Origin of the sequence: Piscinibacter defluvii, from assembly GCF_004011805.1 — a bacterium.
In the GTDB taxonomy this organism is placed as follows: Bacteria; Pseudomonadota; Gammaproteobacteria; order Burkholderiales; family Burkholderiaceae_C; genus Piscinibacter; species Piscinibacter defluvii.
Genome location: NZ_RCHJ01000034.1, coordinates 1 through 24,070, shown reverse-complemented (window position 1 = coordinate 24,070; position 24,070 = coordinate 1). Strand labels below are relative to the sequence as shown.

Genomic DNA, 24,070 nt, shown 5'->3' with positions numbered 1-24,070 from the left:
CACTTGCGCTGTCGGGTCGGGAAGGGGCGCGTTACCTACTGGTAACGCCTAGGGGATTCTTCGGGGGAGATGCGTTACCTTGAGGTAACCATGAACGGTCGCCGCCCGCCCCACCGATCAGCGCTGCGTCGTCGCTGCCTGGCCACTGCGTTGGCCGTGCTGGGCTCGCCCTCGGTCTGGGCCAGGCCGGGCGGGCCGGTGCTGCGCTTCGCGCTGACCCCGGTCTTCCTCGACGAGCGCCTGCGCCTGCTGCAGCAGTGGCGCGAGTACCTCGAGTCCGCGCTGGGCAACCCGGTCGAGTTCGTGCAGCGCAGCACCTACGCCCAGGTGCTGGACGTGCTGCGCTCCGGGCAGGTTCACTTCGCGTGGATCTGCGGCTACCCCTATGTGCTGCGCCAGCGCGAGCTGAAGCTGGTGGCGGTGCCGCAATGGCGCGGGAGACCGCTCTACCAGAGCTACCTGATCGCCGATGCCAGGGGCACAGCGGCAACGCTGCGCGACCTCAAGGGGGCCACGTTCGCCTACTCGGACCCGCTGTCGAACTCCGGCTTCCTGTACATGCAGCACCTGCTGCGCAGCCAGGGCCAAGACCCCGGCCGCTTCTTCGGCCGCACCTTCTTCACGCACTCGCATCGCCACGTGGTCGACGCGGTGGCCGAGGGCCTGGCCGGCGCCGGGTCGGTGGACGGCTACGTGTGGGAAACGCTTGCTGAACTGCATCCCGAACTGACCCGCAAGACACGCGTGCTGCAGAAGTCGCCGGACTTCGGGTTTCCGCCCATCGTTGCCGCGGCCGGCGTCGGCGACCAGGAGGTGAAGGACTTCACCGCCGCGCTGTTCGACATGCCGGCGCGTCCATCGGGACGCGCCGTGCTGAGCGACCTGCGGCTCGACCGCTTCGTGGCCGCCGAGCCGTCCCTGTTTCGCAGCATCGCCGAGATGGCGCGCGAGCAGGGCCCCATTGCCTGAGGCGGCGATGCCCGACGCCGCCTCCGGTGTGGCCCCGAGCTTCGGCTACCGCGTCAAGGTGCCGCTGGCGCTGACGCTGGTCGCGCTGGTGTCCGGCATCCTGGTGGCGGCGACGACCTACATGCTGGTCGATCGCCACGTCGAGACGAACGCCGAGGCCGAGACGCGGCGACTCGCCGGCACGCTCGCGCGGGCGCTGGTGCAGCCGGTGCTGCGCAACGATGTCTGGCAGGCCTTCCAGACCATGCGTGCGGCCACGCAGCCTCTGGATGCGACGGCTGCGGCGCAGGCCGTCGAGGTGGTCGCGCTCGATGCGCGCGGCCAGGTGTTCGCCACGCCCAGCCCGCGTGTGCACCCGCTCGGCCAGCACCTGAGCACCTTGCCCGAACCGCTGGCGCAGGCGGCGCGCCGCGTGCTCGAGAGCTCGCCGCCCGCGCCGGCACGCATCGAGGTGGCGCAAAGCGGTGTGCTGGTGCTCGCGACGCCGATCGTCGGCGACGAGGACGCCCTGCTCGGCGTGGTGCTCGCCAGCCATCCGCGTGCGCTCACCGAGGCGCAGCGGGTGGCCGTGATCAGGCAGCTCGTCATCCTCGGTGCCGTGGCCATGCTGGTGGTGGCACTGGCCGGCGGCGTGGTCGGCCTGCGCATGACGGCGCCGCTGACGCGGCTGCGCGAGGTGATGCAGGCGATGCCCCGCCGCGCGCCCGCCGACGCGCAGGCGGCGCGCGAGGAGCTCGACCAGGTGTGCGGCCGGCGCGACGAGGTCGGCGAGCTCGGGCGCAGCTTCGCCGCGATGATGGACCAGATCGCCGCGCAGCAGGAGCTGGAACGGCACATGCTGGAAGCCGAGCGCATGGCCAGCATCGGCCAGCTGACGGCCGGCATCGCGCACGAGGTGAACAACCCGCTGGGCGGCATGCTGGCCGCGATCGAGAACCGGCGCCTGCGCGGCAACGTGGACGAACCCACGTCGCGCACCCTGGCCCTGCTGGACCGCGGCCTGCGCCAGGTGCACGAGACGGTGCAGGCGCTGCTGAACGAGGCACGCAGCGAGCGCCATCCGCTGACCGCATCGGACCTGCGCGACCTGGAGCTGCTGTTGCGGCCCGAGGCCGAACACGTGCGCTGCCGGCTCGACTGGCAGGCGACCATGCCGCTGGCCGCCCTTCCGGCCGTGCCGGTGCGTCAGGTGCTGCTGAACCTGACGCTCAACGCCATTGCCGCGGCGGGCGCGCACGGCGAGGTGCGGGTCTGGACGGCGGACAGCGCCGAGGCCTGGGCGGTGTGGGTGGGCAACAGCGGCGCCGCGCTCGACGCGGCCAAGCTGGCCGCACTGACGCAGGGCAGCGAGCGTTCGGCGCAAGGGCGCCTCGGGCTGGGTCTGTGGATCACGGCGCGCATCCTGCACACCGCCGGCGGCCGGCTGCGGCTGGCCCCGGCCGAGGCACCGATGACGACGGTGCTCGTGGCCGAGTTCCTTCATCCGACGACATGACGACACGCATCGCACTGATCGAGGACGACCCGCTGATGGGCGAGTCCCTCTCCGAGCGCCTGCAGCTCGAAGGATTCGATTGCACCTGGTGGCGCACTGGCGCCGAGGTGCTGAATGCCGTCCGGCAGGGGAAGCCGCTGCCCGACGCCGTGGTGAGCGACATCCGCCTGTCCGATGTCGAAGGCCCCGAGCTGCTGGCGCGCCTGCCGGAGCCCTGGCAGGCGCGGCCCTGGATCTTCATCACCGGCTACGGCACGAGCGCGCAGCGCGAGGCCTTGCTGGCGCGCGGCGCGGCCGACTTCTTCACCAAGCCGCTGGACATGGACCGGCTGATCCGCCGGCTGCGCGCGCTGCAGCCCGAAGCGAGCGCGCCCAGTGATCCGGCGGCGGTGCTCAAGGCCTGCCCGCTCGGTGTCTCGGGCGAGATCCGGCGCCTGCACACGATGGTGTCGCGCCTCGGCGCGAACTGGGATTCGGTGCTGGTGACCGGAGAGTCCGGCGCCGGCAAGGAGGAACTGGCGCGCTGCCTGCATCGCGAGACGACCGGCGTCGACGCGCCCTTCGTGGCCGTCAACGCCGCGTCCCTGCCGGAGTCCCTCATCGAGGCCGAGTTGTTCGGCTACGAGAAGGGCGCGTTCACCGGCGCGACGCGCATGCACCGCGGCAAGTTCGAACAGGCGCACGGCGGGACGCTGTTCCTCGACGAGATCGGCGACATGCCGCTGGCACTGCAGGCGCGTCTGCTGCGTGTGCTGCAGGACCGGGCCGTCACCCGGCTCGGTGGCGAGCAGGCCTTGCCGGTGCAGGTGCGGCTGATCTTCGCGACGCACAAGCGGCTCAACGAAGAGGTGCGCGCCGGGCGCTTCCGCGAGGACCTGTACTACCGCATCAACGTCGTGCACCTGCGCGTGCCGCCGCTGCGCGAGCGGCCCGAGGACGTGCCGTGGCTGGCGCAGCGCTTCATCGTGGCCTGGAACGCGGCGCACCCTGCCGCACCGCGTACGCTGGGCACCGACGCCGAGCAGGCGCTGATGCGTCGCGCCTGGCCGGGCAACGTGCGCGAGCTGCGCAATGCGATCGAACGCGCCTGCCTGCTGTCGGAGTCCGACCGCATCGAGACGTCGCTCCTGCGCGAGGACACCGGCAGCGACGACGCCCCTCCGGCCGCGCCGGACAGAGCGTCGACCGAGTCACCGATGCCGCGGCTCGAGGAGTTCCTGCGCCTGCAGGAACGCGAGTTCATCCGCCAGGCGCTGCAGCGTCACGACTTCCAGATCGGCGTCACCGCCGATGCACTGGGCATCAGTCGAAAGAGCCTCTGGGAGCGCATGAAGCGCCTGGCGATCGGGTGAGCGTCGGCTCGCGCATCAGGTGGCGGCGGACGCCGCAGGCTCCCTGCGCACGAGTCGCTGCAGCGCGGCGATGCCCACGGGAGGCTGGGGAACCCAGGGCACGACGTAGGTTCGCTTCGCCAGTCCGTCCGCGACACGGGCGAGCTGTGCGGCCTCGCCGGACAGGCGTGCCGCCAGCACCGGGTCTCGCGTGCCTGACGCCGCGAGGCTGCGATTCACGACCCAGGCAAAGGGTTCGATGCGGGCACGCCGCAGGTCTTCCTGCAGCCCGGCAGCTTCCGACACCGGCGTCACCTCCGGCAGCGTGACGAGCACGATGCGCGTGTAGTCCGGGTCCTGCAGGCGCATCAGCGGCGTGACCACACGCGCCGCGGTCGACGCCTCGAACTCGCGCGTCATCTGGCGGTGGTAGGCGCCGGTGGCATCCATCAGCAGCAGCGTGTGGCCGGTCGGTGCGGTGTCGAGCACGACGAAGGCGCTGCGTGCCTCGCTGACGATGCGCGAGAAGGCGTGGAACACCGCCACCTCCTCGGTGCACGGTGAGCGCAGGTCCTCCAGCAGCAGTGCGCGCCCGGCCTCGTCGAGGTCCCGCCCGCGGCTGGCCACGATCTTGTCGACGTAGCGCTGCGTCTCCGCGACCGGATCGATGCGGTCGACCTGCAGGCCCGGCACGCTGCCCTCGAGCGTGGCGGCCAGGTGGGCTGCGGGGTCGGTGGTGGACAGGTGCACCGTCCTGCCGCGTTCGGCGAGCGCGACGGCCAGGGCAGCGGCGATGGTGGTCTTGCCCACGCCGCCCTTGCCCATCACCATGACCAGGCCGCGGTCCTTGCGCGCCAGTTCGTCGGCCAGAGCCTGCAGCGACGCGACGTCGTTCAACGTCGGCATGGCCGCAGCGCTCGTCCGCGGCGGCCCACGATCCGGCTCCAGCAGGGCGCGCAGCGCGGGCAGGCCGACCATGTCGAAGGGGCGCAGGGGCACGCGGTCCTGCGGCAGGCCCGCGAGGCTCGCCGGCATCGCCGCGAGCGCCGCCTCGCCGAGCGCCTGCAGCGCACCGGCCACGTCGTCGCCCGCGGCCGTGGCCCGGAAGACGGCGTTCACCACCAGGCGCTGATTGCCCAGTCCCAGGTCCAGCAGTTCTGCGTGGGTGCGCGCGGCCTCGTGCAAGGCTGCGCGATCGGCGCGTGTCACGAGCACGATGGCGGTGTGCGCAGGGTCCGCGAGCGCGGCCAGACCGGCGCGGAAGCGCTGCTCCTGCATCTTCAGCCCCGAGTGCGGCCCCAGGCAGGAGGCACCGCGGTCGTTGTCTTCGAGGAAACCCGTCCAGGCCTTGGGCAGGCTCAGCAGGCGCAGCGTGTGGCCGGTGGGTGCGGTGTCGAAGATGACATGGTCGTAGCCCTCGGCGTCGCCCGCCAGCAGGCCGATGAATTCGTCGAAGGCGGCGATCTCCGTGGTGCAGGCGCCGGAGAGCTGCTCGCGCACGGTGCCGCGCTCGGCGTCCGTGCTCCCGGGCGGCATCTGGTCGATCACGCGCAGCCGGTAGGCCTCGGCGGCCGCATCGGGATCGATGTTCAGCGCATCGAGGCCCGGCGCGCCCGGGATGGCCCGCGGCCGGTCCGACAAGGCGACACCGAGCATCTCGTCGAGGTTGGAGGCCGGGTCGGTGCTGACCAGCAGGACACGCTGGCCCGCGTCGGCGAGCGACAGCGCACAGGCGCAGGCCAGCGAGGTCTTGCCCACGCCGCCCTTGCCGGTGAAGAAGAGGAAGCGCGGTGGGTCTTGCAGCAGTGAGAGCGTGATGGCGATGTCCTCCGGGATGGTCTGTCGACGCGAAGCCACCGCCGAAGGATGCCGCCACACGCCGCGCCGCCCCTGCGATGGATCAAGTCCCCCGTTGCGCGCCGCTCAGGGTCGGGATCGCTCCGGAGCCATCGCGTGCGATCCGGCGGTCGCGGCCGCCGGGCTTCGCAGCCAGAGCAGCGCGGCAAGGGCCGTCAGGCCCAGCGCCGCAGTGAGCCACAGGGCACCGGCGTGCAGCCGATCGAGCACCAGTCCGAACAGGAAGGGTGCCATGGCCTGCGCCACGCGCGCCGGCAGCATCAGCCAGCCCTGGCGTGCGCCGTAGCCCGTCGGCCCGAACAGCACCAGGGGCAACGTGCCCTTGGCGATCGTCAGGATGCCGTTGCCCGCGCCGTGCAGCACGGCGAACAGCGGTGCCACGGCCGGTCCCGCGAGCAGCAGGGCCGCGGCCCCGATCGGATGCGCCAGCGCGGCCAGCCGCGCCGACAGCAGCGGGTGCACGCGGCGCAGCAAGCCGAACTCGAGCAGTCGCCCTGCCACCTGGGCCGGGCCGACCAGGGCGCCCACCGCCACGGCGACGGCGAGGCTGGCGCCGGCCGCCTGCATCAGGCGCGGCAGGTGCGCGGCCATGGCGGTGCTGATGAACCAGGTCGCCGCGAACACGAAGGCCAGCAGGATGCTCGTCAGCCGGGCCGATGGTGCGTCCGGCGACGCAGCGGCGCTGGGTGGGGGCATCGGCAGTTGGCTGCCCTCGCCGTGCGGCATCGCGCGGGCACTCGGCAGCCAGGCATTGAGCGGCAGCCCCACCAGCAGATGCAGGCCGGCCCAGGCGAAGCAGGCCTCTCGCCAGCCGAAGCGGGCTTCGAGCCAGGCCGTCAGCGGCCAGCCGACCGTGCTCGCGAAGCCTGCCATCAGCGTGATGCCGGTGATCGCGTTGCGCGAGTCGTGACCGTACAGGCGCACGAGGGACGCGAAGGCCGCCTCGTACAGCCCGCTGCCCATCGCGATGCCCATCAGGGCCCAGGCCGCAAACAAGGCTGGCGCGCTGTCGGCCATGCCGAGCGCGACGAGCGCGGCGGCGAACAGCACACTCGTGCCCATCAGCACGGGCCGGCCGCCATGGTGGTCGATCAGGCGGCCCGACCACGGGCCGACGATGGCGGAGACGACCAGCGCCGCCGAGAAGGCTGCGAAGACCGTCGGCGTGGCGACGCCGAGGTCGCGTGCCATCGGTGCCGCGAGCATGGCCGGCAGGTAGTACGAGGACGCCCAGGCCAGCGTCTGGGCCAGGCCCAGCGGGACAACGGTGCGGGCCTGGGCGGACTCGTTCATGGCGCCGGCTCAGCCGCAGCAGCGGGCGGCAGCTGGCGCCTTCTGCGCAGGCACGGCCACGGGGACGGGCTCGCCGTTCCCGCAGCAGGCCGTGCCGCCCTTGCCGGCATCGGCAACACCCAGGCCGCACACCCCTGTCTCCGGCAGTTCCAGCTCGACACGCTCGGCGGCCGCCAGGTCACCGGCGATGGCGGCAACGACCGATCGTGCCTGCTCGAAGCCGGTGGCCATCAGGAAGGTCGGGGCGCGGCCGTAGCTCTTGACGCCCAGCGTGTAGAAGCCGGGCTCCGGGTGCGCCAGCTCGTGATGGCCGTGCGGGCGCACCGTGCCGCAGCTGTGCAGGTTGGGATCGATCAGCGGGCCGAGCGCTTCGGTGGACTCGAGCCACGGATCGAGCTTCAGGCGCAGCTCGCCGACCATCGCGAGGTCGGGGCGCTGGCCGGTCGCGCAGACGATCTGGTCGATGCCTTCGAGCACCACGGGCTGGCCCTCGGTGTCGAGGCCCCGCACGGTGAGCGTGGCGCCGGTGCGTGCCACTTCGGCGATGCGCAGGCCGCTGACGAACGCCATGCGGCCGCTGTCGCGCAGCGACTTCAGCGCCGAGCCGAGTTGCCCGCGTGCGGGCAATGCGTCGGCGTCGCCGCCTCCGAAGACACGGGTCAGCACCGGCGAGCGCACGGCCCACGCGAGGCGCGTGCCCGGCGCCGCCTCGGCCAGTTCGGCCAGTGCCAGCAGTGCATTCGCCGCCGAGTGCCCGGCGCCGACGACCAGGGTGCGCCGGCCGGCATAACGCGCGCGGTCGCGGCCCAGCACATCGGGAATGCCATAGAAGATGGCTGAAGCGTTCTCGCGCTCGCCGATCGCCGGCAGGCCGTTCGCGCCCAGCGGGTTGGGCGTGGACCAGGTGCCGCTGGCATCGATCACGGCGCGGGCACGGAACTCGACCGGCTGGCCGTTGCGTTCGGCGCGGATCACGAAAGGCGCGCTCTCGCGGCCGGTGGTCTTGACCTTGTCGAAGCCTTCGCGGCTGATGGCCGTGACCTTCGTGTTCAGGTGCAGCGCTCGATGCACGGCCGGCAGTGCCGCATAGGGCTGCAGCACGCGCTCGACGATCTCGCCGGCCAGCGGCAGTTCGTCGGGGTTCGGGGCGGTCCAGCCCGTGCCGTCGAGCTGCGCGGCCATCGCGGGGTCGACGTTGTAGCGCCAGGGCGAGAACAGGCGCACGTGGCCGTAGTCGCGCAGGCTGGTGCCGACGCTGTCGCCGGCTTCGAGCAGCAGCGGCTCGATGCCACGTTCGATCAGGCGCGCCACGGCGGCCAGGCCCACCGGGCCGGCGCCGATCACGGCGACCGGCAGGTCGGTGCGGGGCGCCTTCGTCTCCGCCAGCGTCAGCGACATGAAGACGGCGCAGGCCGGGCAGGCGCCCTGGAGTTCGGCCGAGGCCTTGAGGGCTTCGGGGGCCTCCGCGATCTTCCCGCGCTTGAAGCCGTAGCGGGCGAAGTACTCGGGCGCCGTGACGGTGAGCAGGTAGAGGCGGCGGATCTGCCGGCGCGAGGCTTCGAGCAACAGGCGCTCGACCAGCAACTGGCCGATGCCGCGGCGCTGCAGGCCGGGCGCGACGGCGACCGATCGCAGCAGTGCGATGTCGCCATAGACCTCGGCGCCGGCGCAACCGACGACCTCGCCGTTGCTCACGGCCAGCAGGTAGGTGGGCAGGTGCTGGCGCGCGCCCTCGGTGGGCAGCTTGTTCGCCAGCAGCAGCGCCTCGACGGCGGGCCAATCGGCCGCGCCGGCCTGCCGCAGCGAGACGTTCCTGTTCAGCAGCATGACTTTCCCACCTTGGTACGTGCCGAGGCCTGTGGCGCAGGGCAGCAGGAGGCGATGTCGATGTCCTCGCGCAGGGCCTTCAGCAGGATCAGCAAGGACTTCTCGACGCTGGCGCGGTCGCGCTCGCTCAGGTGTTCGAGCACGCGCGCCGCGTGGTTGTCGAGCGTGGCGTTGAGTTCGCGCACGCGCTCTTCGCCATCGGCGGTGAGCGTGACGAGCCAGCTTCTCGCGTCGAGCGGATTCGGTTCCTTCGTCGCCCAGCCACGTTCGACCAACCCCTCGACGGCCCGCGACACCCAGCTCTTCTCCAGGCTCAGGCGCGCGCCGATCTCGTTGAGCGGCAGAGGCCCGGAACGCCCGAGCTCGACGAGCAGGTGGCACTGCGTGGTGCTGGTGCGGCAGCACTCGGCCACGGCGCGCTGCGCGCGCGTGTAGAGGCGCGCCACCTCGCGCAGCAATTCGCCGGGCAGTTGCGCTTTCGACAGGGCGGTGTTCATGTGGTTGTGGATAGCAACGATATGCGCGCACCTTAGGCTCGTCTCGGCCGGTTGTCAATAGCAACTACATGCGCGGGCCTGGGTCGGAGACCGCCGGCCCGACAGGCCTCAGGGATACGACGCGAAACGCTGGTCGGATCCGCCTTCAAGGCGTAAAACCCCAGGCGCGCCGGTGTGTCGTCACGTGGATCACACGTCGTTGCCGCGCCGGGTGACGCTCGTACGCTCGCGACACGGAGGTCACGATGCCCGACACCTACCGATCCTGCAGGACGTGCCACACGGCGACAACGCTGCGGAGGCTCGAACCGGCCACCGGCGACGAGAAGGCCTTGAGCGTGACTGTGCAAGGCTTGAACGTGCTGGTTTGCTCCAACGGACACAAGCAGTTCCTCGACGCCGAGTTTCCGCTGAGGCTGCTGAACCGGCTTGAAGAGGACGAAGCGAAGCTGCCGGCTGGCGAGGAGAAGGGCGTACTGGTCTTCAAGCACTTCTTCTGCCGGGACTGCGGTCGCGAGCTCGAACCCAAGCCGGATCACCGCCACAGCTTTGACATCAAGCCTGCCCTGCCCGATCAACCGGACCTCAGGATCGACCTGACCGCGGCGGTCTACCACTGCACCGGCTGCGGCAAGGAGCAATTGCACTCTCTCGCCGAACTGCGCAAGCTGACGCCGACGGCATTGGTGCGAGCGTTCCAGGCCGCTGGTGTGCAGAGCGGCTAGGCGTCGTCCCGCTCGGGGATCAACCCGCGGGCGCGGGAACGACTGCGCCGAAGTCCAGGCAGCGAACCGGTCGCCCTGGTGACTTGCCGGGCGGAAGCCGATTCCGCGCGCCTCTGTCGCGCCTTGCTCACGTCGCAGCCTTGCCAGCGCATCGAATGCGTCTGGGCGAGCGCCTGGGCGTTCTGTCGTCGGCCGATGGTCGCGCGAGCCACTTGTTGTGCGCGATGCAGCGAGCTCAGACCACATCGTCGCAGGGGGTTGACGGCGGGGGTAAAGACTATTTACAGTCCGCGTCCCCCGCTCATCGAGCACCGCTTCCGTCTAGGAGCTTCATCGTGACACCCAGGCACGCCACCAGAACCAACCGACCCATGAAGGGTCTGGTCGCGTTCGTGCGCGCCGCCGCGATGGGGTCGCTGGGCGCATGCGACGTCGCCTTGCATCAGGCCTGTCCGATGGGCTGCCGATTCGAGCCATCCTTTGGCCGCTCGCAGCTTGGTCGGAACGAAGGCCGACTGCATCCGGGAGAGGGCCGCGCGTAGAGGCGCACCCTCCAAGCTCTGCACGCAGAGGCCCGGATTCCGAAAGGATCCGGGCCTTCTTCATTTCTGACTTGAACCGGCCTGCGCATCGGCGCAGACCCGCGATCGATGGATCGCACCACCGGCGACGGTGGGTGCTCTTTGACAACTTGCTGCGAGGCGACCTCGGTACTGGCCGATGGACGACCTCGCAACCTGTGCGGATGTAGCTCAGCAGGCAGAGCGCGACCACGCCATGGTCGAGGCCACGAGTTCGAGACTCGTCATCCGCTCCACTTCGGGTGTGTCCTTTCACACCGTTGCCGCGCGACATGGTGTTGGCGGTGCGGGATGTGCGCGACCCAAGGCCTGAGCCACGTGCAGCGAGACACCACATCCGACGGGATGCTCGCGTTTGGGCACAGCCGAAGTGGATCTCCATCGCCCTCGTAGCTCAGCAGGTAGAGCGGCGCGTTGAAGGCGCGCGCGTCGGGGGTTCGATTCCCTCTTTCGGCGCCAGACAGTCAGAACCTCGTTAGCTCAGCTGGATCAAGAGCGCCGGTCTACGAAGCCGGAGGTCGCACGTTCGAGTCGTGCACGAGGTGCCATCAATGGGTGCGTGGCAGAGTGGCCGATTGCGGCTGCCTGTAAAGCAGTCTCCCACGAGGACACGGTGGTTCGAATCCATCCGCACCCACCAGCCCTACCGGGCTAGCTCAACGGGCAGAGCAGCGGCCTCCAAAGCCGAAGGTTCGCGGTTCGATTCCGTGGTCCGGTGCCAGACATCTCGACGTAGCCAAGTGGTCGAAGGCGGCGGCCTGCAAAGCCGCAGGCGCAAGCCCGCATCCGTTCGAATCGGATCGTCGAGTCCAGGCCTCGTCAGCTCAGCGGACCAGAGCAGCCGGCTTCTACCCGGCGGGTCGGCCGTTCGAATCGGCGACGAGGCACCAGTTCGCTTCCCCGGTACCGCAGATGGCAGAGCAACGTCTTGATAGGGCCGGGGTCGCGGGTACCAGCTTCATCTCGGTGTGGCGCAGTTGGCAGCGCGCGTGTTTCGGGAACACGTGGTCGCAGGTTCGAGACCTGCCACCGAGACCAGACAAGCGTGCGCTTGGGTGTGGCCGTAGCTCAATGGCAGAGCCGTGGGCCGTGAACCCGCTGGTGCCGGTTCGACTCCGGCCGGTCACCCCCAAGCGCATGCCAGGAAATGGCCGGTGGATCGTGCCCACCCCGGACCACTATCGAGATCAGACACAGTTCCTCAGACGTCGATGTTCGCCGCCCGCAGCGCATTGGACTCGATGAAGTCGCGTCGCGGCTCGACCTCGTCGCCCATCAGCATGGTGAACACCCGGTCGGCCTCGATGGCATCGTCGATCTGCACCTTGAGCAGCCGGCGCACGGCCGGGTCCATCGTGGTCTCCCAGAGCTGCTCGGGGTTCATCTCGCCCAGACCCTTGTAGCGCTGGCGGCCCACCGCGTTCTCGGCCTGCTGGATCAACCAGGCCATGGCCTGGCGAAAATCACCGACCTTGGCTTCCTTCAGCTTCTCGCCTTCGCCGCGCTTGACCACGGCCTCGCTGGCCACCAGGCCCTTGAAGGTCTTGCCGGCCGTGGCCAGGGCCTCGTAGTCGGCGCCGTGAATGAAGTCGGCCGTGATCACACTGCTCTTCGCGTTGCCGTGGTGCATGCGGCTGATGCGCAGGTGGTGCTTGTCGGTACGGGTGTCGAACTCGGCCACCACCTCGGCGCCGTGCAACGCCTGCTTCATGGCCAGCGCCGAGGCCTCGGCCGCCTCGAGCGTGTCGAGGTTCAGCTCCAGGCCGTTGGCGAGTGCCCTCAGGGCCTCCACGTCCATCCAGTTCGACAGGCGCTGCACCACGTGGTTGGCCAGCACGTACTGGCGCGCCAGGGTCTCGAGCGCGTCGCCCTGCAGCACGGCCGCGCCGGGCACGCCGGTCTCCAGGCGGGCATCGGTCAGGGCCACGCGCAGCAGGTAGGCGTCGAGCTCGTGGTCGTCCTTCAGGTACTGCTCGGCCTTGCCGAGCTTGACCTTGTAGAGCGGCGGCTGCGCGATGTAGACATGCCCGCGCTCCACCAGCTGCGGCATCTGGCGGTAGAAGAAGGTCAGCAGCAGGGTGCGGATGTGGGCGCCGTCCACGTCCGCGTCGGTCATGATGATGATGCGGTGGTAGCGCAGCTTGTCGACGTTGAAGTCCTCGCTGCCGATGCCGGTGCCCAGCGCGGTGATGAGCGTGAGGATCGCGTCGCTGGACAGCAGCTTCTCGTAGCGTGCCTTCTCGACGTTCAGGATCTTGCCGCGCAGCGGCAAGATCGCCTGGAACTTGCGGTCGCGGCCCTGCTTGGCCGAGCCGCCGGCGGAATCACCCTCGACGATGTAGATCTCCGAGAGCGCCGGATCCTTCTCCTGGCAATCGGCCAGCTTGCCGGGCAGGCCCATGCCGTCGAGCACGCCCTTGCGGCGCGTCATCTCGCGCGCCTTGCGAGCCGCCTCGCGGGCGCGCGCGGCCTCGACGATCTTGCCGCAGATGATCTTGGCGTCGTTCGGGTTCTCGAGCAGGTAGTCGGTGAGCGCCTTGCTCACCACGTCTTCCACCGGGCCGCGCACCTCGCTGGAGACCAGCTTGTCCTTGGTCTGGCTGCTGAACTTGGGCTCGGGCACCTTCACGCTGAGCACGCAGCACAGGCCTTCGCGCATGTCGTCGCCGGCGATCTCGACCTTGGCCTTCTTCGCGAGCTCGTTGTCCTCGATGTACTTGTTGATGACCCGCGTCATCGCGGCGCGCAGGCCGGTGAGGTGGGTGCCGCCGTCGCGCTGCGGGATGTTGTTGGTGAAGCACAGCACCGATTCGCTGTAGCCGTCGTTCCACTGCATCGCCACCTCGGTGGTGATGGTGGTGCCCTGGTCGCTGTTCTTCTCGCCGGTGGCATGGAACACGTTGCCGTGCAGCACCTTCTTGCCGGTGTTGATGAACTCGACGAAGCCCTTCACGCCGCCGGCGAAGGCAAAGTTGTCTTCCTTGTTGTTGCGCTCGTCGACCAGGCGGATCTTCACGCCGTTGTTCAGGAAGCTCAGCTCGCGCAGGCGCTTGGCCAGCACGTCGTAGTGGAAGTCGACGTTGCTGAAGATCTCCTCATCGGGCAGGAAGTGCACCTCGGTGCCGCGCTTCTCCGTCTCGCCGATGATCTTCATCGGCGACACCTCGAAGCCCTCGCGCTGCTCGAGCACACGCTCCTGCGGCACGCCCTTGCGGAACTCCATGAAGTGCACCTTGCCCTCGCGGCGCACCGTCAGCCGCAGCCACTTCGACAGTGCGTTCACGCAGCTCACGCCCACGCCGTGCAGGCCACCCGAGACCTTGTAGCTGTTCTGGTTGAACTTGCCGCCGGCGTGCAGCTCGGTCAGCGCGATCTCGGCCGCGCTGCGCTTGGGCTCGTGCTTGTCGTCCATCTTCACGCCCGTCGGGATGCCGCGGCCGTTGTCGATGATGGACATCGAGTTGTCGGTGTGGATCGTCACGAGGATGTCGTCGCAGTAGCCCGCGAGCGCCTCGTCGATCGAGTTGTCGACCACCTCGAACACCAGGTGGTGCAGGCCGGTGCCGTCGGAGGTGTCGCCGATGTACATGCCCGGGCGCTTGCGCACCGCCTCCAGCCCTTCGAGGATCTGGATGCTGTTCTCGCCGTAGCCGTCGACGGGCTTCGGGGCGTTCTCGGGGGTGTTCGGAAGGTCGCTCATCACAGCTTTCGCACCGGGGTCGCCGGTCGGGAGAAACGCGCAAGCGGGCCGCAGCCCGCTCGCTCAGGGTCGGCCAGGTCGGGCCTCAGATCCTCATCGGCATCACCACGTACTTGAAGCCGGCCTGCTCGGGCACGGTGATCAGCGCGCTCGAGTTGGTGTCCTGCAGGTCCACGCGCACCATCTCCTGGCTCATGTTGGTGAGCGCGTCGATCAGGTAGGTCACGTTGAAGCCGATCTCGATGGTGTCGCCCGCGTAGTCGACCTCGAGCTCTTCCTTGGCCTCTTCCTGCTCGGCGTTGCTCGAGGCGATGCGCAAGATGCCGGGCTCGATGTTGACACGCACGCCCTTGAACTTCTCGCTGGTCAGGATGGCGGCGCGCTGCAGGCTCGCCAGCAGCGGCGCGCGGCCGAGTGTCACCGAGTTCTTGTGGTTCTTCGGGATCACGCGGTTGTAGTCCGGGAACTTGCCCTCGACCAGCTTGGTGACGAACTCCATGCCGCTGAACACAAACTTGGCCTGGTTGCCGGCGAAGCGCATCTCGATCGGCGTGTCCTCGTCCTTGAGCAGGCGCTGCAGCTCGAGCACGGTCTTGCGCGGCAGGATGACCTCCTGCTTGGGAATCTCGACGTCCAGCGTGGCCTGCGCCAACGCGAGGCGGTGGCCGTCGGTGGCCACCAGGGTGAGATTCTTGCCCTCCGCGACGAACAGGATGCCGTTGAGGTAGTAGCGGATGTCGTGCACCGCCATCGCGAAGTGCACCTGGTTGATCAGGCCCTTCAGCGTCTTCTGCGGCACGCTGAACATCGGACCGAAGTCGGCGGCCTCCTGCACCAGCGGAAAGTCGTCGGCCGGCAGCGTCTGCAGCGTGAAGCGGCTCTTGCCGCCTTGCAACGTCAGCTTGTTCTGCGCGCTCGAGAGCGTGACGGTCTGGTCAGCCGGCATCGAACGCAGGATGTCGATCAGCTTGCGCGCGCCGACGGTGGTAGAGAAGTTGCCCGCATCGCCGTCGAGATCGGCCGTGGTGCGCACCTGGATCTCCAGGTCGCTGGTGGTCAGCTCCACCTGGGCGCCCGTCTTGCGGATCAGCACGTTGGCCAGGATGGGCAGGGTGTGCCGCCGTTCCACGATGCCGGCCACCGCCTGCAGCGCGCCGAGGACTTTTTCCTGAGTTGCCTTCAAGACAATCATGTGAACCTCTTAAGCTGGTCGTTTTAGTAGAGGGCGGCCGTTCCTGTGGAAAGGCGGATTTTCGCTTGTCCGGACAAGGGTTTGCCGGCGCCAAACCCTGTGGGCGGGGCACCTGGCACGGGGCGGACGAAAACCGCACAACCCGGCGCCGGGCGCTGCCGCTGTGGATGAGTGCCGGCTTGTTCGATGGTTGTCCCCAGGCTTGTCACTTGACATTCGCTGCGTGCGCGGGCCTCAGCCCTTGAGGGTCTGTTCCAGCACGTGCAGCTGCTGGTTCAGTTCGGCGTTCTTCTGCCGCTCGCCCGAGATCTTGCGCACCGCGTGCAGCACCGTCGTGTGGTCGCGCCCGCCGAACAGTTCGCCGATCTCGGGCAGGCTCTTCTGCGTCATCTCCTTGGCCAGGTACATCGCGATCTGGCGCGGCCGGGCGATGCTGGCCGGGCGCTTCTTCGAGTACATGTCGGCGACCTTGATCTTGTAGAAGTCAGCCACCGTCTTCTGGATGTTCTCCACGCCGATCTGCCGGTTCTGGATCGACAGCAGGTCCTTCAGCGCCTCGCGGGCGAGCTGGATGTTGATGTCCTTGTGGCTGAAGCGCGAGTAGGCCAGGATCTTGCGCAGCGCCCCTTCCAGTTCGCGCACGTTGGCGCGCACGTTCTTGGCCACGAAGAAGGCCACGTCCTCGGGCATCGGCGAGGCCTCCTGCTCGGCCTTGCGCATCAGGATCGCGACGCGCATCTCGAGCTCGGGCGGCTCGATGGCCACGGTCAGCCCGGCGTCGAAGCGCGAGGTCAGGCGCTCGTCGATGTCGACCAGGCCCTTGGGGTAGGTGTCGCTGGTCATGATGATGTGCGCCCGCTTGGCCAGCAGCGCCTCGAAGGCGTTGAAGAACTCCTCCTGGGTGCGCTCCTTGCCGGCGAAGAACTGCACGTCGTCGATCAGCAGCAGGTCGAGCGAGTGGTACTTGGCCTTCAGCTCGTCGAAGGTCTTGCGCTGGTAGTTGCGCACGACGTCGGTGATGAACTGCTCGGCGTGCAGGTACAGGATGCGGGCATCGGGCCGGTCGGCCAGCAGCGCGTTGCCGACGGCGTGGATCAGGTGTGTCTTGCCCAGGCCGACCCCGCCGTAGATGAAGAGCGGGTTGTACATCTGCCCCGGCGCGCCGGCCACGTGCAGCGCGGCGGTGCGGGCCATCTGGTTGGCGCGGCCCGGCACCAGCGTGTCGAAGGTCAGCGAGGGGTTCAGGCGCGAGCGCGTGGCGGCGATCGAGGCAGGCGACGGCGCGGCACTGCTGCGCGGGGCCGGTTCCGGGGCCGCCGTGCGGGGCGCGCCGTCACCACCGTTGGCCGCGGCGAGCGCCTGGATCGGCGTCAGCGGGCCGGCCGGAGCGGCCAGGCCGGGCCGGCCAGTGGTGGCACCGTCGCGTGGGGCCAGCGTCACGTCCAGGCGCACCGGCTTGCCGGCCAGCTCCGAGAGAACGGATTCGATGCGCCCGGCGTACTGGTTGCGGATCCAGTCGAGCTTGAAGCGGTTGGGGACCCGCACGGTCACGACCGCCCCAGCCTCCCCCTGCTCCGTGACCTCGGCAGGCGGCAGCGGGCGGATCCAGGTGTTGAACTGTTGCTCGGGCAGTTCGGCGGCGAGTCGCTCGCAGCCACGCTGCCACAGGTCGGCGCTCATGCTGTGGAAAAGTTCTTCTCGGAGCAGGCGGATTGTAGCCATGCCGGGCCGGCGCGGAAGCGGTTATCCACAGCAAGGCGCCGCGGCCGAGCGGAGGCAAGACCCTGGCCGAATCGGGCTAAGTCATTGACCTGGAACGAAAACCTTGCTGTAATCGCGGGTTCGCCGGGGCATTCCCGGTGGGTCGGGACGACCGACTTCCGGAACGTACAACCGACAGAACAGTCGACAGAACAGCCGACAGAAGAGCAGCCATGAAACGCACCTACCAAGCCTCCAAGGTCCGCCGGGCCCGCACGCACGGGTTCCTCGTGCGCATGAAGACCCGTGGCGGCCGTGCCGTCATCAACGCCCGCCGAGCCAAGGGCCGCAAGCGCCTGTCGGTCTGAGGCGCCGACGCCCGACGCTCCCGGCCCGCGCCCGGCCACCGAGTTCCGCGTGATCGACCGGATCGTGCGCTCCGTGGACTTCGAACGGGTCCTGCGTTGCCCGCCGCGCAGCCGCAGCGCGCATTTCGCGCTGCATCACCTGGCCGGGTCGCCCACCACGCGATCGAAAGCGCTTCCAAGGCTCGTGGCGAACGACTTGTCAACAGGGCATGTCCCGGTTGTCGGAGCCACTGTGGATGACTCGCCCGCCGCAGGCCGTTCGGCGCAGCGCTGGCTGGGCATCGTGCTGCCCAAGCGGCATGCCCGGCGAGCCGTGACGCGCAGCCTGCTCAAGCGACAGATCCGCCAGGCCCTGGTGGCCCGTGAAGCCCGCCTGCCCGGTGGCCTGTGGGTGGTCCGGCTGCGCGCCCCGTTCGACCGCGAGCGTTTCCCGAGCGCCGCGTCGCAGGCCTTGCGCGAGCATGCCGGGGCCGAGCTGGCTCGCCTGCTGGACGGCGCCGAGCACGCCGGCCCCTGAATCGGAGACGCCATGATGCCGGCCGCACTGCGGGCCCTGCGTGACCTGCCGCGTCGTTGCCTGATGCTGCTGGTTCGCGGCTACCGGTTGTTCTTGAGCCCATGGCTGGGCAGTGCCTGCCGCTTCGAGCCGACTTGTTCGGCCTATGCGCTGGCCGCGCTGGAACGGCACGGCGCGGCAGCGGGAAGCTACCTGGCCGCCGCACGTGTGCTGCGCTGCCATCCCTGGTGCGAGGGCGGGCTCGACCCGGTGCCCGCGCGGGTGCCCGGGCTGTTCCGCCGCTTTGCCGACCCCGCCTCCCTTTCCGACCAGAGTCCTCCATGACCGATATGCGCCGCACCCTGCTGTGGGTGGTGTTCTCGATGTCGCTCGTCCTGATCTGGGACGCATGGAATCGGCACAACGGCCAGCCCTCGCTGTTCGGGCCGCCGCCGGCCCGTCCTGCCGCCAGCGCGCCGCCGGCTGCCGCCACCGGCACCGCCGCCCTGCCCGCGCCGACCGCCGGCACCACCGGTGCGGCGACCGCGCCGGGGGCCGTGCCGGCCGGCACGGCGGCGCCGGCCGTTGCCGTGCAACCGGTGACCGTGACCACCGACGTGGTGAAGGCGACCCTGGACCCGACCGGCGGCACGCTGGTGCACCTGGAGCTGCTCGGCTACCACGACCAGAACGACCGGACGAAGAACGTCACCTTGTTCGACCGCTCGGCTCAGCGCATGTACGTGGCCGAGACCGGGCTGATCCCGCCCGCCGGCGGGACCACCCTGCCGAATCACCAGACGCCGATGACGCTGCTTCCCGGCGAAACGACGCTGAAGGAGGGCAGCAACACGCTCGAAGTGAAGTTCGAGTCGCCCGAGGTCGGCGGCGTGCAGCTGGTCAAGACCTACACCTTCCGCCGCGGAGACTACGTGGTCGGCGTGAGGCACGAGGTGGTCAACCGCTCCGGCAGCGCCATCAACCCTCAGCTGTACCTGCAGCTGGTGCGTGACGGCAACCCGCCACCGGGCGAGTCGAAGCTCTACTTCACGTTCACGGGACCGGCGGTCTACACCGACGAAGCCAAGTTCCAGAAGGTCGAGTTCAGCGCGATCGAGAAGCGCGAGGCAGGTGACAAGCAGGGCCACGCGACCAGTGCCGACAACGGATGGGTGGCGATGGTGCAGCACTACTTTGCCTCGGCCTGGCTGGTCGATGGCGGTATTGGTGCCAAGGTGCCGCGCGAGTTTTATTCCGGCAAGCTCGACATGCCCAACCCGACGACCGGTCAGAACGCCCGTGTCTACCGGATGGGCATGTTCCTGCCCGTCGGCGAGGTCGCGCCGGGCTCGAGCAAGGCCTTCGAGTCGCAACTGTTCGCCGGCCCGCAGGAGGAGAACAAGCTCGCCGCCCTGGCCCCCGGGCTCGAGCTGGTGAAGGACTACGGCTGGTTCACCATCCTCGCCAAGCCGCTGTTCTGGTTGCTGACCCAGCTGCACAAGCTGATCGGCAACTGGGGCTGGGCGATCGTCGCCCTGGTGGTGGTGCTGAAGGTGGCGTTCTACTGGCTCAATGCCAGCGCCTACCGCTCGATGGCCAAGATGAAGGCCATCAACCCGAAGGTGATGGAGATGCGCGAGCGGCTGAAGGACAAGCCGCAGCAGATGCAGCAGGAGATGATGCGCATCTACCGCGAGGAGAAGGTCAACCCGCTGGGCGGCTGCCTGCCGATCTTCGTGCAGATGCCGTTCTTCATCGCGCTGTACTGGGTGCTGCTGTCCAGCGTCGAGATGCGCAACGCGCCGTGGATCGGCTGGATCCACGACCTCTCGGCGATCGATCCGTACTACATCCTGCCCCTGCTGATGACCGGCACCAGCCTGCTGCAGACCTGGCTGAACCCGACCCCGCCGGACCCGGTGCAGGCCAAGATGATGTGGATCATGCCGCTGATGTTCTCGGTGATGTTCTTCTTCTTCCCGGCCGGCCTGGTGCTGTACTGGCTGACGAACAACATCCTGTCGATCGCGCAGCAGTACCTGATCAACAAGCAGCTGGGCGTGCTCGGCAAGTAGGGGGCCGGTCCCCCCGCCTGGGGGCTGTTGCCGTGCCGGAGCCGGCGCGACGATGGGCGCGACGGTTCCATGCGGGGCATGACCCGGTACGACACGGCGGCATAGCCCCCGCTTCGTGCGCCGGCCGGCTCGGGCGATGCAACGGACCGGCCCGTCCGGGCCGGACGCCATTTCCCCCCGCGCCAACAGCCCGGCGGGGCGCACTCCAGGCGGGTGCGCCCCGCCCGCGGCGACAATCCGCGGCCATGCTGCCGCGCCACCACGATCCCATCGTCGCCGTCGCCACGGCGCCCGGCCGCGGCGCGGTGGGCATCGTGCGTGTCTCCGGGCGCGGTCTGGGGGCGCTGATCGAGGCGCTCTGCGGGCGTAGGCTGGCACCGCGCGTGGCCAGCTACGGCCCGTTCCGCGACGCCGCCGGCCAGCCCATCGACCAGGGACTCGCGATCCACTTTCCCGCGCCCCACTCCTACACCGGCGAGGACGTGCTCGAGCTCCAGGCCCATGGCGGGCCGGTGCTGCTGCAGCTGCTGGTGGCGCGTTGCCTGGAGGCGATGCCGGGTCTGCGCCTGGCCGGGCCGGGCGAGTTCACCGAGCGCGCCTTCCTCAACGGCAAGCTCGACCTGGCGCAGGCCGAGGCCGTGGCCGACCTGATCGACGCCAGCACCGAGGCCGCGGCGCGCTCCGCAGGTCGATCCTTGTCCGGTGCCTTCTCGCACGAGGTCGGCGCGCTGCGCGACCGCCTCGTCGAGCTGCGCATGCTGGTCGAGGCGACGCTCGACTTTCCCGAGGAGGAGATCGACTTCCTCGAGCGGGCCGACGCTGCCGGCCGGCTCGCGCGCGCCATTGCGACGCTGGACGGCGTGCTCGAGCGCGCGCGCAGCGGCGCGCTACTGCGCGAGGGCATGACGGTGGTGATCGCCGGCCAGCCGAACGTCGGCAAGAGTTCGCTGCTGAACGCGCTGGCCGGGGCCGAGCTGGCGATCGTCACGCCGATCCCCGGGACCACGCGCGACAAGGTGCAGCAGACCATCCAGATCCAGGGTGTGCCGGTGCACGTGATCGACACGGCCGGCATCCGCGCGCCGGACGAGGCGCAGGACGAGGTCGAGCGGCTCGGCATCGAACGCACCTGGGCGGCGATCGAGGCCGCCGACGCGGTGCTGCTGCTGCGCGACCTGACGCGTCTCGCCGACCCGGCCCACGCGGCCGCCGACGCCGCGATCCGCGCGCGCCTGCCCGCCACGCTGAGGGAGCGCGGCCGGCTGCTGACCGTGTTCAACAAGGCCGACCTGGCGGACCGGCCGGCGGGCGAAGAGGGCCTCGCCCTGTCGGCCCGCACCGGCGTCGGGCTCGAGGCGCTGCGCGAGCGACTGCTCGAGCTGGCCGGCTGGCATGCGCCGCCCGAGGGCCTGTTCATCGCCCGCACGCGCCATGTGCAGGCGCTGCGCCGCACGCGCGAGCACCTCGGCCGCGCTGCGGAGCTGGCCGAGCGGCACGACGCGGCACTCGACCTGTTGGCCGAGGAGCTGCGCCTGGCGCACGACGCGCTGGGCGAGATCACCGGCCAGTTCAGCAGCGAGGATCTGCTGGGCGAGATCTTCAGCCGCTTCTGTATCGGGAAGTAAAGTCGTGCGCTGCACCGACCGGCGGTCGGCGTCCGCCGATGATCGGTTGAGAGGCCCACGTGCGGGGTCGATAATCGGCGCGGGGCGATTGCGACCCCGTCCACTGCCACCAAGGATCACTCACGATGGACATCACCCGGCTGGTTCAGGCCATGCAGACGCTCAACGCGGAGGACGCCTTCCGCCCGCGGCTGAACCTGGACCAGTGGCGTGTGATCGCGCCCTACCTGACGCGGCACGAGATCCGCGCCGGCGACCTGCTGGTCAAGCAGGGCGACGCCGACCGCACGATGTACATGCTCGCGCAGGGTTCGCTGCAGGTGTTCGTCTCGGGTGGTGCGCCGGGCGCGAACCGCATTGCCATCCTGCGCGCTGGTTCGGTGGTGGGCGAGCCGGGCCTGTTCACCGACGGGCCGCGCATGGCCAACGTCGAGGCCATGACGGTGTGCGAGGTGTGGGCGCTGCGCGGCCCGCGTTTCGAGGAGCTGTGTCAGCGCACGCCGGCGCTCGCGCTCGAGCTGCTACGCGCCGCCGGCAACGTGATGGCCGTGCGCATGCGCGCCAATCTCTCGAAGCAGACGCCTTTCACCTGAAGGCTCAGTGGCCCTCGAACGATACGAGGGTGAACAGCTTCAGCCCGGCCGCACGCAGCTTGTCCGAACCCTGCAGCTCCGGCAGGTCGACGATCGCGGCCCCCTCGATCACCTGGGCGCCGAGCCGCTCGAGCAGGCGCATGCCGGCCATCATGGTGCCGCCGGTGGCGATCAGGTCGTCGATCAGCACGACCCGGTCACCGGGCTGTACCGCGTCGGTGTGCATCTCCACCGTCGCCGAGCCGTACTCCAGTTCGTAGGTCTCCTCCACCGTCGTGAAGGGCAGCTTGCCCTTCTTGCGGATCGGCACGAAGCCGACGTTCAGTTCGTAGGCCAGCACCGACCCGATGATGAAGCCGCGCGCATCGAGCCCGGCGATCGCGCTCGGCCGCACGTCGAAGTAGCGGTGCACGAACTGATCGATCAGCACGCGGAACACCCGCGGGCTCGCGAGCAGCGGCGTGATGTCGCGGAACATCACGCCCGGCGCCGGCCAGTCGGGCACGGTGCGGATGTGGCGCTTGATGTACTCGGTCGGGCGTTCCAGCTCGTCGTGCATGGTTCTCAACTCCTGCCCAGCAGCTTGGCCTCGGCGAGCGCGAGCGGCTCCGGCAGGCCGGAGAGCACCAGCGTGTCGCCGGCGCCGAGCACCAGGTCGTCGGCCGGCTGGCCGACCGCGCCGGTGGCGCGCCGCACCGACAGCACCGACACGCCCACCGCGTGCAGCGCCTGGGCCGCCAGCGTCTGGCCGATGCTGGCGGCGGCCGGCGGCAGCGTCACGCTGTGCAGGCGCTCGGTCTGCAGCTCGTCGACGGTGTCGTCGTCGGCGCCGTGGAAGTAGCCGCGCAGCAGGTTGTAGCGTGCGTCGCGCTGTTCCTGCACCACGCGCAGCACGCGCCGCATCGGCACGCCCACCAGCGCCAGCGCGTGGCTGGCCAGCATCAGCGAGCCCTCCACGGCCTCGGGCACCACTTCGGTGGCGCCCGCGGCGCGCAGCCGCTCCATGTCGCTGTCGTCGAGCGTGCGCACGATCACCGGCACCTTGGGCGCATGGTCCTGCACCAGGCGCAGGATCTTCAGCGCCGAGGGGATGTCGTGGTAGCTCACCACCACCGCGCTGGCGCGCGCCAGGCCGGCGGCCATCAGGCTCTGCAGGCGCGCCGCATCGCCGAACACGACGCTCTGGCCGGCGGCGGCGGCCTGGCGCACGCGGTCCGGGTCCAGGTCCAGCGCCATGTAGGGAATGCGCTCGAGCTCCAGGATGCGTGCCAGGTTCTGCCCGCTGCGCCCGTAGCCGCAGATGATCACGTGCGCGGCGGTGTTGATCGAGCGCTTGGCGATGGTGGTCATCGCCACCGACTGCATCAGCCAGTCGCTGGCCGACAGCCGCATCACGATGCGGTTGCTGTACATGATCAGCAGCGGCGTGGCCAGCATCGACAGCACCATGCTGGCCAGCACCGGGCTGAGCCATTGCGGGTCGATCAGCGCGTTGGCCGCACCCAGCGTGAGCAGCACGAAGCCGAACTCGCCGGCCTGCGCCAGGTAGAGACCGGTGCGCAGCGCCACGCCCGGCGCGGCGCCGAAGGCACGCGCCAGCGCCGCCACGAGCAGGAACTTCGCCAGCACCGGCCCGAGCGTCAGCAGCAGCACCAGGCCCCACTGGTCGATCACCGGGCGCCAGTCGGGGTCTCCTCGTTTTCAGTGCAATAAGTGACGGTACGCAAAGCTAGCACTGGCGCGGG

18 protein-coding genes, 8 tRNA genes and 1 pseudogene are annotated in these 24,070 nt (G+C 69.7%); 18 read left to right on the top strand and 9 right to left on the bottom strand.

What is annotated here, in order from left to right; genetic code table 11:
* Positions 1 to 90: 90 nt before the first annotated feature.
* From D9C15_RS31020 to D9C15_RS31010, 3 genes are read left to right on the top strand one after another with little or no spacing between them, the layout of a single operon-like run.
* Positions 91 to 969 (top strand): substrate-binding domain-containing protein, encoded by an 879-nt coding sequence (locus tag D9C15_RS31020; protein ID WP_128003352.1) that lies wholly within the window; start codon positions 91 to 93, stop codon positions 967 to 969.
* A 7-nt stretch (positions 970 to 976) separates the two neighbouring features.
* Positions 977 to 2,464, top strand: coding sequence for an ATP-binding protein (locus D9C15_RS31015; protein ID WP_128003351.1), 1,488 nt, complete (start codon positions 977 to 979; stop codon positions 2,462 to 2,464).
* Positions 2,461 to 3,816, top strand: a complete 1,356-nt coding sequence (locus D9C15_RS31010) for a sigma-54-dependent transcriptional regulator (protein ID WP_128003350.1) — start codon at positions 2,461 to 2,463, stop codon at positions 3,814 to 3,816. The genes D9C15_RS31015 and D9C15_RS31010 overlap by 4 nt, the downstream gene beginning before the upstream one ends.
* Positions 3,817 to 3,831: 15 nt before the next feature.
* Here the strand turns inward: D9C15_RS31010 and arsA are convergent, their stop codons facing one another.
* The 4 genes from arsA to D9C15_RS30990 form a co-directional block, all read right to left on the bottom strand.
* Entirely contained in the window at positions 3,832 to 5,652 is a 1,821-nt protein-coding gene (arsA, locus tag D9C15_RS31005) for an arsenical pump-driving ATPase (RefSeq protein ID WP_310734539.1), read from the bottom strand.
* Between the two features lie 66 nt (positions 5,653 to 5,718).
* Entirely contained in the window at positions 5,719 to 6,945 is a 1,227-nt protein-coding gene (locus D9C15_RS31000; protein ID WP_128003349.1) for an MFS transporter, read from the bottom strand.
* Positions 6,946 to 6,954: 9 nt separating this feature from the next.
* Entirely contained in the window at positions 6,955 to 8,772 is a 1,818-nt protein-coding gene (arsN2, locus tag D9C15_RS30995) for an arsenic resistance N-acetyltransferase ArsN2 (protein WP_128003348.1), read from the bottom strand.
* Positions 8,763 to 9,269 carry a MarR family winged helix-turn-helix transcriptional regulator gene (locus D9C15_RS30990; protein WP_128003347.1) on the bottom strand — a complete coding sequence of 169 codons (507 nt, stop codon included), beginning with the start codon at positions 9,267 to 9,269 and terminating at the stop codon, positions 8,763 to 8,765. The genes arsN2 and D9C15_RS30990 overlap by 10 nt, the downstream gene beginning before the upstream one ends.
* A 245-nt stretch (positions 9,270 to 9,514) precedes the next feature.
* Between D9C15_RS30990 and D9C15_RS30985 the strand changes: the two genes are divergently transcribed.
* The 9 genes from D9C15_RS30985 to D9C15_RS30935 all read left to right on the top strand — a co-directional run bounded on the left by D9C15_RS30985 (position 9,515) and on the right by D9C15_RS30935 (position 11,703).
* Positions 9,515 to 9,994, top strand: coding sequence for a hypothetical protein (locus D9C15_RS30985; RefSeq protein ID WP_128003346.1), 480 nt, complete (start codon positions 9,515 to 9,517; stop codon positions 9,992 to 9,994).
* A gap of 741 nt (positions 9,995 to 10,735) precedes the next feature.
* Positions 10,736 to 10,811 (top strand) — tRNA-Gly (locus D9C15_RS30975).
* 233 nt (positions 10,812 to 11,044) lie between these two features.
* Positions 11,045 to 11,123 (top strand) — tRNA-Arg (locus D9C15_RS30965).
* A 5-nt stretch (positions 11,124 to 11,128) separates the two neighbouring features.
* Positions 11,129 to 11,215 (top strand) — tRNA-Tyr (locus tag D9C15_RS30960).
* Positions 11,216 to 11,220: 5 nt separating this feature from the next.
* Positions 11,221 to 11,296: transfer RNA gene (locus D9C15_RS30955), tRNA-Trp, on the top strand.
* A gap of 5 nt (positions 11,297 to 11,301) precedes the next feature.
* Positions 11,302 to 11,387: transfer RNA gene (locus D9C15_RS30950), tRNA-Cys, on the top strand.
* Between the two features lies 1 nt (position 11,388).
* A tRNA-Arg gene (locus tag D9C15_RS30945) sits at positions 11,389 to 11,465 on the top strand.
* Positions 11,466 to 11,537: 72 nt separating this feature from the next.
* Positions 11,538 to 11,613 (top strand) — tRNA-Pro (locus D9C15_RS30940).
* A 19-nt stretch (positions 11,614 to 11,632) separates the two neighbouring features.
* Positions 11,633 to 11,703, top strand: a tRNA-His gene (locus D9C15_RS30935).
* 73 nt (positions 11,704 to 11,776) lie between these two features.
* Here D9C15_RS30935 and gyrB read toward each other — a convergent pair.
* The 3 genes from gyrB to dnaA form a co-directional block, all read right to left on the bottom strand.
* A complete protein-coding gene (gene gyrB, locus D9C15_RS30930) occupies positions 11,777 to 14,275 on the bottom strand; it encodes a DNA topoisomerase (ATP-hydrolyzing) subunit B (RefSeq protein ID WP_128003345.1) in 2,499 nt (832 codons plus the stop codon).
* A gap of 85 nt (positions 14,276 to 14,360) precedes the next feature.
* Positions 14,361 to 15,467 carry a DNA polymerase III subunit beta gene (gene dnaN / locus D9C15_RS30925; protein WP_128003344.1) on the bottom strand — a complete coding sequence of 369 codons (1,107 nt, stop codon included), beginning with the start codon at positions 15,465 to 15,467 and terminating at the stop codon, positions 14,361 to 14,363.
* A gap of 234 nt (positions 15,468 to 15,701) precedes the next feature.
* The gene (gene dnaA, locus D9C15_RS30920; protein ID WP_128003343.1) at positions 15,702 to 17,147 is read right to left on the bottom strand and encodes a chromosomal replication initiator protein DnaA; all 1,446 of its coding nucleotides are present in this window, start codon (positions 17,145 to 17,147) and stop codon (positions 15,702 to 15,704) included.
* A gap of 254 nt (positions 17,148 to 17,401) precedes the next feature.
* Here dnaA and rpmH point away from each other — a divergent pair, with 254 nt between their 5' ends.
* The 6 genes from rpmH (at position 17,402) to D9C15_RS30890 (ending at position 22,325) form a co-directional block, all read left to right on the top strand.
* A complete protein-coding gene (gene rpmH / locus D9C15_RS30915; protein WP_112191104.1) occupies positions 17,402 to 17,536 on the top strand; it encodes a 50S ribosomal protein L34 in 135 nt (44 codons plus the stop codon).
* Positions 17,537 to 17,585: 49 nt separating this feature from the next.
* Positions 17,586 to 18,053 carry a ribonuclease P protein component gene (locus tag D9C15_RS30910; protein WP_240668665.1) on the top strand — a complete coding sequence of 156 codons (468 nt, stop codon included), beginning with the start codon at positions 17,586 to 17,588 and terminating at the stop codon, positions 18,051 to 18,053.
* A gap of 45 nt (positions 18,054 to 18,098) precedes the next feature.
* Complete coding sequence (gene yidD / locus D9C15_RS30905; RefSeq protein ID WP_128003364.1) at positions 18,099 to 18,377, top strand: membrane protein insertion efficiency factor YidD; 279 nt, start codon at positions 18,099 to 18,101, stop codon at positions 18,375 to 18,377.
* A complete protein-coding gene (gene yidC / locus D9C15_RS30900) occupies positions 18,374 to 20,107 on the top strand; it encodes a membrane protein insertase YidC (protein WP_128003342.1) in 1,734 nt (577 codons plus the stop codon). Before yidD ends, yidC begins: the two co-directional genes overlap by 4 nt.
* A 245-nt stretch (positions 20,108 to 20,352) precedes the next feature.
* Positions 20,353 to 21,732 (top strand): tRNA uridine-5-carboxymethylaminomethyl(34) synthesis GTPase MnmE, encoded by a 1,380-nt coding sequence (gene mnmE, locus D9C15_RS30895; protein ID WP_128003341.1) that lies wholly within the window; start codon positions 20,353 to 20,355, stop codon positions 21,730 to 21,732.
* A 125-nt stretch (positions 21,733 to 21,857) separates the two neighbouring features.
* A complete protein-coding gene (locus D9C15_RS30890; protein ID WP_112191101.1) occupies positions 21,858 to 22,325 on the top strand; it encodes a cyclic nucleotide-binding domain-containing protein in 468 nt (155 codons plus the stop codon).
* A 4-nt stretch (positions 22,326 to 22,329) separates the two neighbouring features.
* Here D9C15_RS30890 and D9C15_RS30885 read toward each other — a convergent pair whose 3' ends face one another.
* Together D9C15_RS30885 and D9C15_RS30880 are read right to left on the bottom strand one after the other, a co-directional pair.
* The gene (locus D9C15_RS30885; RefSeq protein ID WP_128003340.1) at positions 22,330 to 22,884 is read right to left on the bottom strand and encodes an adenine phosphoribosyltransferase; all 555 of its coding nucleotides are present in this window, start codon (positions 22,882 to 22,884) and stop codon (positions 22,330 to 22,332) included.
* 5 nt (positions 22,885 to 22,889) lie between these two features.
* Positions 22,890 to 24,011: pseudogene (locus tag D9C15_RS30880) on the bottom strand (NAD-binding protein); the annotation flags it as partial.
* Positions 24,012 to 24,070 lie beyond the last annotated feature (59 nt).

Coding starts and splice junctions, on each gene's coding strand:
- D9C15_RS31020 (WP_128003352.1), top strand. CDS start 91: ATGAACGGTCGCCGCCCGCCCCACCGATCAGCGCTGCGTCGTCGCTGC.
- D9C15_RS31015 (WP_128003351.1), top strand. CDS start 977: ATGCCCGACGCCGCCTCCGGTGTGGCCCCGAGCTTCGGCTACCGCGTC.
- D9C15_RS31010 (WP_128003350.1), top strand. CDS start 2,461: ATGACGACACGCATCGCACTGATCGAGGACGACCCGCTGATGGGCGAG.
- D9C15_RS31000 (WP_128003349.1), bottom strand. CDS start 6,945: ATGAACGAGTCCGCCCAGGCCCGCACCGTTGTCCCGCTGGGCCTGGCC.
- arsN2 (WP_128003348.1), bottom strand. CDS start 8,772: ATGCTGCTGAACAGGAACGTCTCGCTGCGGCAGGCCGGCGCGGCCGAT.
- D9C15_RS30990 (WP_128003347.1), bottom strand. CDS start 9,269: ATGAACACCGCCCTGTCGAAAGCGCAACTGCCCGGCGAATTGCTGCGC.
- D9C15_RS30985 (WP_128003346.1), top strand. CDS start 9,515: ATGCCCGACACCTACCGATCCTGCAGGACGTGCCACACGGCGACAACG.
- gyrB (WP_128003345.1), bottom strand. CDS start 14,275: ATGAGCGACCTTCCGAACACCCCCGAGAACGCCCCGAAGCCCGTCGAC.
- dnaN (WP_128003344.1), bottom strand. CDS start 15,467: ATGATTGTCTTGAAGGCAACTCAGGAAAAAGTCCTCGGCGCGCTGCAG.
- dnaA (WP_128003343.1), bottom strand. CDS start 17,147: ATGAGCGCCGACCTGTGGCAGCGTGGCTGCGAGCGACTCGCCGCCGAA.
- rpmH (WP_112191104.1), top strand. CDS start 17,402: ATGAAACGCACCTACCAAGCCTCCAAGGTCCGCCGGGCCCGCACGCAC.
- yidC (WP_128003342.1), top strand. CDS start 18,374: ATGACCGATATGCGCCGCACCCTGCTGTGGGTGGTGTTCTCGATGTCG.
- mnmE (WP_128003341.1), top strand. CDS start 20,353: ATGCTGCCGCGCCACCACGATCCCATCGTCGCCGTCGCCACGGCGCCC.
- D9C15_RS30890 (WP_112191101.1), top strand. CDS start 21,858: ATGGACATCACCCGGCTGGTTCAGGCCATGCAGACGCTCAACGCGGAG.
- D9C15_RS30885 (WP_128003340.1), bottom strand. CDS start 22,884: ATGCACGACGAGCTGGAACGCCCGACCGAGTACATCAAGCGCCACATC.